General features: G+C 66.8%; 11 protein-coding genes. 9 read left to right on the top strand and 2 right to left on the bottom strand.

Annotated elements, in window-relative coordinates; genetic code table 11:
* The first annotated feature begins 57 nt into the window (after positions 1–57).
* From pyrH to ACNPM4_RS13595, 7 genes are all read left to right on the top strand, one after another.
* Complete coding sequence (gene pyrH, locus ACNPM4_RS13625; protein ID WP_105709869.1) at positions 58–774, top strand: UMP kinase; 717 nt, start codon at positions 58–60, stop codon at positions 772–774.
* A 68-nt stretch (positions 775–842) separates the two neighbouring features.
* Positions 843–1397 carry a ribosome recycling factor gene (gene frr / locus ACNPM4_RS13620; protein ID WP_029263480.1) on the top strand — a complete coding sequence of 185 codons (555 nt, stop codon included), beginning with the start codon at positions 843–845 and terminating at the stop codon, positions 1395–1397.
* Between the two features lie 5 nt (positions 1398–1402).
* Entirely contained in the window at positions 1403–2548 is a 1146-nt protein-coding gene (locus tag ACNPM4_RS13615) for a phosphatidate cytidylyltransferase (RefSeq protein WP_448986020.1), read from the top strand.
* Entirely contained in the window at positions 2548–3126 is a 579-nt protein-coding gene (locus tag ACNPM4_RS13610) for a DivIVA domain-containing protein (RefSeq protein ID WP_029263478.1), read from the top strand. The genes ACNPM4_RS13615 and ACNPM4_RS13610 overlap by 1 nt, the downstream gene beginning before the upstream one ends.
* 47 nt (positions 3127–3173) lie before the next feature.
* Positions 3174–3866: an aggregation-promoting factor C-terminal-like domain-containing protein gene (locus ACNPM4_RS13605; protein ID WP_231481753.1), complete on the top strand. Its 693-nt coding sequence runs from the start codon at positions 3174–3176 to the stop codon at positions 3864–3866.
* 9 nt (positions 3867–3875) lie between these two features.
* The gene (locus ACNPM4_RS13600; protein WP_081859948.1) at positions 3876–4163 is read left to right on the top strand and encodes a hypothetical protein; all 288 of its coding nucleotides are present in this window, start codon (positions 3876–3878) and stop codon (positions 4161–4163) included.
* A gap of 2 nt (positions 4164–4165) precedes the next feature.
* Complete coding sequence (locus tag ACNPM4_RS13595) at positions 4166–4882, top strand: alpha/beta hydrolase (RefSeq protein WP_029263476.1); 717 nt, start codon at positions 4166–4168, stop codon at positions 4880–4882.
* A gap of 22 nt (positions 4883–4904) precedes the next feature.
* On the opposite strand, the gene ACNPM4_RS13590 is transcribed toward ACNPM4_RS13595, so the two are convergent.
* Positions 4905–5966 (bottom strand): AI-2E family transporter, encoded by a 1062-nt coding sequence (locus tag ACNPM4_RS13590; RefSeq protein ID WP_029263475.1) that lies wholly within the window; start codon positions 5964–5966, stop codon positions 4905–4907.
* A 180-nt stretch (positions 5967–6146) separates the two neighbouring features.
* Here ACNPM4_RS13590 and ACNPM4_RS13585 point away from each other — a divergent pair, with 180 nt between their 5' ends.
* Positions 6147–8069 (top strand): DUF8094 domain-containing protein, encoded by a 1923-nt coding sequence (locus ACNPM4_RS13585; protein ID WP_448986019.1) that lies wholly within the window; start codon positions 6147–6149, stop codon positions 8067–8069.
* Positions 8066–8989 carry a tetratricopeptide repeat protein gene (locus tag ACNPM4_RS13580; RefSeq protein ID WP_417506329.1) on the top strand — a complete coding sequence of 308 codons (924 nt, stop codon included), beginning with the start codon at positions 8066–8068 and terminating at the stop codon, positions 8987–8989. Before ACNPM4_RS13585 ends, ACNPM4_RS13580 begins: the two co-directional genes overlap by 4 nt.
* Positions 8990–9017: 28 nt before the next feature.
* Here ACNPM4_RS13580 and glgB read toward each other — a convergent pair.
* On the bottom strand, positions 9018–10310 hold a 1293-nt coding region (glgB, locus tag ACNPM4_RS13575), incomplete at its 5' end, for a 1,4-alpha-glucan branching enzyme (protein ID WP_448986018.1).

The raw sequence follows: 10310 nt of genomic DNA, 5'->3' as shown, positions 1-10310 counted from the left end.
CCCCTTCTTCATGCCCACGAGGCACTATCTTGAATCGGGACGAGAGGACACCCACCCATGAATGAACGCACCGGACGCCGACGCGTCCTTCTCAAGCTCTCCGGCGAGGCTTTCGGAGCGGGGCAGCTGGGTGTCAGCCCCGATGTGGTCTCGCAGATCGCCCGCGACATCGCCGCGGCCGTCGATCGGGTCGAGGTGGCGATCGTCGTCGGTGGAGGCAACTTCTTCCGCGGTGCCGAGCTCAGCCAGCGCGGCATGGACAGGGGGCGCGCCGACTACATGGGCATGCTGGGCACGGTCATGAACGCCCTCGCCCTCCAGGACTTCCTCGAGCAGGCCGGAGCCGCCACCCGCGTGCAGTCGGCCATCTCGATGACTCAGGTCGCCGAGCCGTACATCCCGCGTCGCGCCGAGCGTCACCTCGAGAAAGGCCGCGTCGTCATCTTCGGTGCCGGCGCAGGCCTCCCGTACTTCTCCACCGACACCGTCGCAGCGCAGCGCGCGCTCGAGATCGGCGCGGACGAGGTCCTCGTCGCCAAGAACGGCGTCGACGCGATCTACACCGCCGACCCGAACAAGCACGCCGACGCGGAGCGCATCGAGCGCGTCACGTATCGTGATGCGCTGCAGCGTGGCCTCAAGGTCGTCGACTCGACCGCCTTCAGCCTGTGTATGGACAACAGCATGGACATGCGCGTGTTCGGCATGGAGCCCGCAGGCAACGTGACCCGCGCGTTGCTCGGCGAGCCGATCGGAACCCTCGTCACCGCCTGAGCGTGTGACACGGCGGAGACGACTTCGCCCGATAGAATTTGCAGAACACCCCGACGATAGGAGCCACCGTGATCGCGGACGTCCTCGCTGAAACCACCACTCGTATGAACCGGGCGGTCGAAGCTGCCAAGGAGGACTTCTCCACGGTGCGCACCGGTCGTGCGAACCCGCAGATGTTCCAGAAGGTCCTCGTGGACTACTACGGCACGCCGACCCCGATCGCCCAGCTCGCATCGCTGGCGAACCAGGAAGCCCGAACGCTCATCATCACGCCGTACGACAAGTCGGCGCTGAAGGCGATCGAGCAGGCGATCCGCGACATGCCGAACCTCGGAGTCAACCCCACTAACGACGGCAACCTCGTGCGCGTGACGATGCCCGAGCTCACGGCTGAGCGTCGCAAGGAGTACGTCAAGCTCGTCAAGACCAAGGCTGAAGACGCGAAGGTCCATGTCCGTGGCATCCGGCGCAAGGCGAAGGACGAGCTCGACGCGCTCAAGAGCGAGCTCGGTGAGGATGAGATCGCTCGGGGCGAGAAGGAGCTGGACGGCCTGACGCGCCAGCACGTCGACCTCATCGACGACGCGCTGAAGCGCAAAGAGGCCGAACTCCTCGAGGTGTAGTCCGGATGTCTGACGAAACGCGAGACGCCGAGGAGGGCATGCCGCCGACGCGTAGAGACGCGCGTGATGGCACGCCGCTCGACGGCGTCCCGCTCGCGGACGCCGCCTTCCCGACGTTCGATGCGGAGGCCATTCCGCCTCGTCCACCGCTGCCGGCGTCATCCGCCGGTGCGGCGCCCGTCGAGGCCGGGCCGCTCGACACAGCCGACCACAATGCGATCCGGGAGCAGTGGCGGGCCGCGCGGGACGAACTCGAGAACCATGTCTCCCATGCACGCGATCAGATCGATCAGGCGAATGAACGGATAAAACAGCGCACGGGGCGGGACCTCGTTCTGGCGATTCTGATCGGTCTCGCGTTCGGTGCGGCGCTGCTCGGATCGCTGCTCTTCGTCAAAGCGCTGTTCGTGCCGTTCGCTCTGGCCGCGGCACTGCTGGGGGTGTACGAACTCTCTCGGGCTCTGCGGGCCTCCGGCCGCCGGGTCGATGTCGTTCCCCAGCTGGTCGCGGGCGCCTTCCTGGTGCTCTCCGCGTACTTCGCAGAACCGTGGCTGTCCTGGGTCATGCTCTTCGTGGCGGTCGCGTTCGTGATCGTGTGGCGACTCATCGCCCAGATGATGGTGAAAGACGGCCGTACCTATGGTGACGTCCTCGCGGATGCGGTCATCGGCGGTTTCGTCCAGGTCTACGTCCCGTTCCTCGCCGGCGTCGCTCTCATCCTCCTCGAACAGGAGGGTGGCCAGTGGTGGGTGCTCAGCTTCATCGCCGTCGCGGTCGCCGCCGACACGGGGGCGTACGCGGCGGGTCTCGCTTTCGGACGTCACCCGATGGCCCCGAAGATCAGCCCCAAGAAGACCTGGGAGGGATTCGGCGGCGCTGTCCTCGCTTCCCTGGTTGCCGGCGTGCTGCTCGCCATCTTCCTTCTCGAACTGCCCTGGTGGGCGGGCCTGATCTTCGGCGCGTCGATCCTGCTGTCGGCGACGCTGGGCGATCTCGGGGAATCCATGCTCAAGCGCGATCTCGGCATCAAGGACATGAGTTCTTGGCTTCCCGGGCACGGCGGTCTTCTTGATCGGCTCGACAGCATCCTGCCCTCGACGATCCCGGCGCTCTGCCTCTACTTCCTCCTCTCTCCCTGGGTGGTGCTGTGATGAACGAAGACCAGGTCGCCGAGCGAGCTGCCGATGCCTCGCCGGCGTTCGCGCTGACGTCCGGGCGCGAGCGTGGATACCACCGTGCCGCTGTCGACACCTTTCTCGCGTCTGCGCGACGAGCGTTCGAGACCGGTACCGACGACCTGGGCGCCGACGATGTGCGCGCGGCATCCTTTCCGCTCGTCAAGGGCGGCTACGTGGTGGCCGACGTCGATGCGGCTCTCGGTCGCGTGGAAGACGCTTTCGCCGCGCGCGAGCGGGAGCGTGTGGTGCGAGCGCAGGGCGCCGAGGTCTGGGTCGAACAGGCGAGAGCAGACGCGCAGACGATCCTGGATCACCTGGCCCGGCCTCGCCGCCGACGCTTCGCCCGCACCGGTGTCCTCACGTTCGGCTATCGCGTCGACGAGGTCGATCATGTCTCGACAAGAATCGTCCGCTACCTCCGCGACGGAGACCCGCTCTCCGCCGAGCAGCTGCGTTCTGCCGCGTTTCGCATGCAGCGTGGCGGCTACCGTGAAGAGCAGGTCGACGCACTCCTCGACGCCACGATCGACGTGATTCTCGCCGTTCGCTGAGTTCCTGATGGTCGACTCAGGCGCCTTTGCGTAGACTGTCCTTCATCGTGAACTCCCGAAACGACATGAACCCCGAACGACGCGACCTTTCGCTGGTGCCCGCAGCGACGGTCAGATCCGCGCGCACGGGCACTCGCCGATGGTCTCGCCGTCGTGGTGTCGTGAGCGTGTTCAGCGCTCTCGCTGTGGTCGGATTCGCGGGAGCACTCGTGGCACCGACCGGCGTCGCGTTGGCGGAGCCCGTGCAGTCCGATGCTCCGGACTCGGCCTATTCGCTCGCTCTCGCCGACACGCAGAATCTCACGGTCACGGTCAGCGGTGCAGCGATCACGCCGGTCGAACGCGGCACGTTCGAGGTGTACGTGAAGCCGAAACCGAAGCCCAAGCCCAAGCCGGCAGCGACTGCCGCAACAGGTTCGCAGGGCGGGTCCTCCGGTGGCACCCTGCCTCCTTACTCGGGAGGTGGAGCGCCCGCCGACTGGATGGCCGCCGCCGGCATCGCGCAGAGCGATTGGCAGTACGTCGACTACATCGTGTCTCGCGAGAGCGGTTGGAACCCGAACGCCACGAACTCGTCTTCGGGCGCGTGCGGGCTGGTCCAGGCGCTTCCGTGCAGCAAGGTTCCCGGCAACGGCTACGATCCCGTGGACAACCTGCGTTGGGCCACCGGCTACGCCACGGGGCGGTACGGCAGCTGGGCCGGGGCGTACAGCTTCTGGACCAACAACCACTGGTGGTGAACAGGAGCGATGCCTCGCTCACGCCGGCGCCCTCCTGCGCGCCCTGAACCGGACGACTCCTTCGATCGGATGCTCGCCGGATGGAAGCGCTCGGAGACCCGCCGGGGCAGCGAGTGGACCGTGCAGCCGGTGTCATCCGCTCAGGCGCAGAAGGAATACGTCTGCCCGGGGTGTGCGCGGCCGATCGTCGCGGGAACCGCGCACCTGGTCGCCTGGCGTGCCGACGGCGTCTTAGGCGATGCGGCAGATCTCGCCGCGCGTCGGCATTGGCATACACACTGTTGGAGGATGGCGTGAACATGGAGATTCGAGGGCCGCTGGAGCTCCCCGCGCAGCGCGAGGATGTCGAGCTGACCACCGCGGACGGTCTCACACTGGTCGGCGAACTGGCCATCCCGCAGGATGCTCCGCCCGTGGCGACGCTCGTGACGCTTCATCCTCTGCCGACAGCGGGCGGATTCATGGACTCCCACATCATCCGCAAAGCCGCAGCGAGGCTTCCTGCGCTGGCTGACCTGGCAGTCCTGAGGTTCAACACGCGGGGGACCACGTCGCCTCGCGGCACGAGCGACGGTGCGTTCGACGGCGGCGCGGCGGAGCAGTTCGATGTGGCGGCGGCAATGGACTTCGTCCACGCACGGGCGCTTCCGCGTCCATGGCTCCTCGGGTGGTCTTTCGGCACCGAACTGGCGCTCAAGTACGGGCGCGACCACGACATCGCCGGCGTGATCCTCTTGTCTCCGCCTTTGCATCGCGCCACGGAATCGGAGGTCGCGGCCTGGGCCGACAGCGAAGTCCCGCTCGTCGTGTTGGTGCCGGAGCTGGACGACTACCTGCGCCCGGATGAGGCTCGCGAACGCTTCGCCTCGATTCCGCATGCCCAGTTGATCGCGGTCGAGGGCGGTAAGCACCTGTGGGTCGGCGAGACCCAGACGCGGCGCGTGCTCACGGAGATCGTGGCGGCAGTGAACCCGTCAGCTCTGCCCCTGGCCACTCACTGGCCGCCGACGGACTGATCGAGCCCGAGGCTCCGGTGCCTCAGAGTTCGTTCATCCGCGGGATGAGAACCTGCCGGTAGATGATCAGGATGCTCGCAGCGACGGGGATCGCGATGAGTGCCCCCAGCAGGCCGAGCAGGCTACCGCCCGCGAGCGCCGCCACGACGACGACTGCTCCGGGGACGGCGACCGCGCGGCTCATGATGCGCGGAGAGATCACGTACGCCTCGATCTGCATGTAGACGAGGTAGTAGATCGCCGCGGCGATCGCGATCCCTGGAGACCCGAGACCCGGGATGAGGCACACGAGGACGATGATCGTGGAGCCGGTCAGGGTCCCGACGAGCGGGATCAGTGAGAAGAAGAAGGCGATGATCGCGAGGACCGCCGGGAACGGCGCATCGATGATCGAGAGGTAGATCGCGCTGAGGACGCCGTTGATCACGCCCTGTGTCACCTGCCCCATGACGTAGTACCCCACGGAGTCGGTGATCTGCTCCGACAGGTCGATGAAGCGGTCGCGCTTCGACGACGGGGCGAGCTGGTACACGGCGCGCTTGAGCGATGGCGTCGAGGCGGTGAGGTAGATCGTCAGGATGAGGATGATGAACGCGCCGAACAGTCCGCTGACGACGGCGCCGCTGGCGACGAGGACGCCCTGACCGATGGATCCGCCGATCTCGGCGAGGTTCGTCGTCAGCCAGTCGGTGACGTACGTGAAGACGACATCGACCTGCAGATTCGGGAAGGTGTCCTGCATCCACTCCTTGAGGTCGGGGATCATGTTCCCTCGCGAAACGATGGCCGTGATCTGCGCGATCAGCTGGGAGATCTGATCCACGAGTACGGGGAGGATGATCAGCACGATCCCGCTGAAGATCGCGAGGACCGCGAGGATCGTCACCAGCACGGCGAGCCAGCGGGGGAGCCTGCGACGTTCCAGGAAGGAGACGAGCGGATCGAGGCCCAGGCTGAGGAAGAGCGCTGTGCCGACGTAGAGCAGGACGCTCGAAAGTGTCTCCACGCTGTTGATCAGGAGGATCCCCAGTCCCACGCCGAGCGTCGCCACGAGGGCGGTGCGGAACGGATTGTGGATCTTCATGCGACGACTCCTCGAAACGACTGCAGCAAGGGTATCCAGACGCCGAGCCACGTGGCGCGCGACGTGCCGGTCCAGCCGGCACTGCATGTGTACGTGGGCAACACACAGCTGATTTCGCTAGTCTGAAATGTCGAGTGTTGCGTCGCGGGCAGGTGCCGGTGATGCGTGAGGAGACTATTCGTGCGTTTCGTATGGGCCGTGGTGGCCTTCGTGCTTGCCGCCGTGCTGATCGGGGCGGGGATCGCCCAGCGCACCTTCGTGGGCCCCGACTCGCAGCAGACGCAAGTCAAGATCGATGAGCCTGCACCGTTCGTCCTGCTGGACGGGGACGTGCTCCGGACGAACCCCGGAGTGCAGACCTTGATCGTGCGCGGTCAGGGCGACATCTTCGGCAGCTACGGCAGGACAGCCGACATGGAAGCCTGGCTCGCAGACTCCGACTACAACCACGTCACGGTGGACGACGACGGCAGCTTCGCCGTCGAGCACGTGTCGCCGGACGCGTCGGCCGGTGGCGAAGAGGGCGAAGAGGGCGAAGCCGACACTGGCCGTGATCCCCGTGGCTCCGACCTGTGGCTCGACTCCTTCGAGAAGGAGAACACGCTCGTCGCCGACAACATGCAACTCCCCGAGGGAACGAGCATGCTGGTCGCGTACGACGGCACGGAGGATGCTCCCGACGACATCGTCGTCTCCTGGCCGCTCGACACCTCGACCCCCCTGGCAGGGCCCCTCATGGTCGCCGGCGGCATCGTCCTGCTGATCGGACTCGTCCTGTACGTCCTCGGAATCCGCCACCAGCGTCGTGGACGGGGTCCGCGCCGCAAGGGCCCCGGCCCCCTTCCTGTGACCGAGCCGATCGACGTCGCGGTGCTTCCCCCGGAAGAGCGCGCAGCGATCGAAGGTTCAACGGATACACCGGCCTCCGCCGACCCGGCGCCCTCCGCAGATACCCCGGACGCCGAGATCGAAGATGGGGAGATCGTGGACCCCAAGGAGAACGACTCGAAGACGTCGATGCGAGCGAAGAGCCCCGCTCGTCGTCGCCGGCTGCTGGCGATCCCGGCCCTCGGGCTCACTGCCCTTCTCGCTGCCGGGTGTTCCGCCGATTCCTGGCCGCAGTTCGGCGATGCTTCTGCGTCACCCTCGCCCAGCCCGACCGTCATCGCGCCGGAGAATCAGAAGCCCCCCGCCGTGACCGAGGCGCAGGCCAAGCGCATCCTGAAGTCGGTATCCGACACGGTGGTGGAGGCAGACGCCGCACTCGATCTCGACCTGGCCGCCACGCGTCTGGACGGACCGGCTCTCGCCGCCCGCACGACCGAGTACGCGCTGCGGACCAAGCTCACGGACATGGCTGTTCCTGCGGCGATCCCGACGGATGATGTCGAGGTCGTGCTTCCGGAGGCGACCGATGTGTGGCCGCGCACCGTGCTCATGCTCGCGAAGAGCAAGGGCGACGACACCGAGCCGCCCGTTGTGCTCATGATGACGCAGTCAGACCCGTGGTCGAACTACAAGGTTAGCAATATGGCCGAGATGTCCGCGGATGCGGTTTTCCCCGATGTCGCGGCCAGCTGGCTCGGCACGTCGCTCGTCCCGTCGGACTCCGCGTTCCTCACTCTCCCGCCTGCGGAACTCGCCCCGGCGTTCGCCGACGTCGTCGACTCGGGGGAGAAGAGCGAGTTCTACGGCCTGTTCGATGACCTCGCGTTGAATCTCGCGACGTCGATCACCGACAGCCGGCAGGCCGTGGTCAAGGGGCTCGCCGACAAGGGTGCCGCCAAGACGTCCAAGGCGGCATTCGACATGGCGCCGACGACGGATGAGCCCATCTCGATGACCACGCTCGACAGTGGTGCGATCGTCGCGGTCTCTCTGACCGATACCGAGACGGTGACGCCGACGTCTTCCGACGTGGTGATCCGGTTCGGCGACAACGCAGAGGCCAAGGCCCTGACGGGCGCGACGGAATCCGCGAAGGGCGTCGAGACGACGTACGAGTTCCAGCTGTTCTTCTCGGTCCCCGCTCAGGGATCGACGGAGCAGATCAGGCTCCTGGCAGTCCACCAGGACCTCCTTTCCGTGAAGGTGATCAAGTGAGTGAAATCTCTCCGACCGCGCTGCGTGGCGCGGTGGACCTGTCGACCCTCCGCAACCGACCGGCGGCTCCGCCCGAGGGGGCTCCAGCCCCCGGCGTGGTCGATGTCGTCGTCGATGCGACCGATGAGACATTCGGGCAGATCCTCGAGCTCTCGCGCACGGTTCCCGTCGTCGTCGATCTGTGGGCCGAGTGGTGCGGGCCGTGCAAACAGCTGAGTCCGATCATCGAGAAGGTGACGCGTGAACTCGGCGGCCGCGTGCTGCTCGCCAAGGTCGACGTCGATGCGAACCCGCAGCTCGCGCAGAGCTTCCGCGCGCAGTCGATCCCGATGGTCGTCGCGTTGATCGCCGGTCAGCCCGTGCCGATGTTCACCGGAGCGGTGCCGGAGCAGCAGGTGCGCGATGTCTTCGCGCAGCTGCTGCAGGTGGCAGCGCAGAACGGTGTGACCGGATCGCTTGCGGTCGACGCCGATGCCGAGGCGCCGTCGACGCCGGAGGAGCCGGAGCTTCCCCCGCTGCACGCCGAGGCGTTCGCCGCGATCGAGGCAGGCGACTACACCGCCGCGATCCGCGCCTACGAGAAGGCCCTCGCCGAGAACCCTCGTGATGAGGAGGCGATCGCGGGTCTCGGCCAGGTGCGTCTGCTCGACCGCGTGCAGGGGCTCGACCTGCAGGCGGCGCGTGCAGCGGCTGCGGAGGGACCGCTCGATGTCCAGGCGCAGTTCGACGTGGCAGACCTCGATCTGGCCGGCGGTCACGTCGACGACGCTTTCTCGCGACTGCTCGACCTGTTTGCCCAGCTGCCGTCCGACCAGCGCACCCCGGTGCGGGAGCGGCTGATCGAGCTGTTCGGCCTCATCGGGACGGGCGACCCGCGAGTGGTAGCCGCCCGGAACCGGCTCTCTTCGCTGTTGTTCTAGCCGTCGGAGGATCCGGCGCGCGCCCCCGTCATCCGTGGCTCACGGTAGGCACGTGTGGGTCCGACTGGTGCCGCAGCCACAGCGTCGACAGCGCAGGAAGGGTCATCGTCGCCGTGGGGGCGCTTCCGTCCTCACCGGTGGCGAAGACCATGCCCGGGTTTCCGGACCCTCGTCCGCCGTAATCGGCGGCGTCGGTGTTGAGAACCTCCTGCCAGACGCCGTCCTGCGGGAGTGCGAGTCGATATCCCGCGCGCTCCACCCCGGCGAAGTTGCTCACGACGACGAGACGTCCGCCGTGGGCATCCCGCCGCTCGAAGGCGATCACGGTCGGGTCCCAGCTGGGTGCGCCGAGGCGGTGGAAAGAGGATCCGTCGTTGTCCCGTGCCCACAGCGGGGACTGGGATCTGTACGCACGGTTCATCGCGCCGACGAAGCCCTGCAGCTGCGCGTGCGACGGCTGGTCGAGGAGCCACCAATCCAGCTCACGCCCTTCGGACCACTCGGCGAGCTGACCGAACTCCTGGCCCATGAACAGGAGCTTCTTCCCGGGATGCCCCCACATGTAGGCGAGGTACGCGCGGACGTTCGCGAGCTTGTGCCAGTGGTCGCCGGGCATCTTCGCCATCAGGCTGCCCTTCCCGTGCACGACTTCGTCGTGACTGATCGGCAGCAGGTAGTTCTCCCCGAATGCATACACGAAGGAGAAGGTCATCTCGCCTTCGTGATGCGCGCGGTACATGGGGTCGCGCGAGATGTACTGGAGAGAGTCGTTCATCCAGCCCATGTTCCACTTGAACCCGAACCCCAGGCCGGCGTGGTCGGTGGGTGCGGTGACGCCCGGGAAGCTGGTCGACTCCTCGGCGATCATCATGATCCCCGGGTGTAGCCGGTAGGCCGTGGCGTTCACCTCTTGCAGGAACCGGATCGCCTCGAGATTCTCCCGGCCACCGTGGATGTTCGGTTCCCATTCGCCGGCTTCGCGGGAGTAGTCGAGGTAGAGCATCGAGGCGACGGCATCGACCCGCAGCCCGTCGACGTGGAACTCCCTGAACCAGTACAGCGCGTTGGCCACGAGGAAGCCGCGCACCTCCGGCCGGCCGTAGTCGAAGATGAGCGTGCCCCAGTCCTGATGCTCGCCGCGGCGAGGATCGGGGTGTTCGTACAGGGGCTGGCCGTCGAAGCGCGCGAGGGCGAAGGCGTCTTTCGGGAAGTGCCCGGGAACCCAGTCCATGATCACGCCGATGCCGGCCTGGTGCAGCCGATCGATCAGGTATCTCAGGTCGTCCGGGGTGCCGAAACGGCTCGTGGGCGCGTAATAGCC

This window comes from Microbacterium umsixpiens (assembly GCF_053543675.1).
Note: the sequence above shows the minus strand (reverse complement) of the source record. Positions and strands in the feature narration are given on the sequence as shown.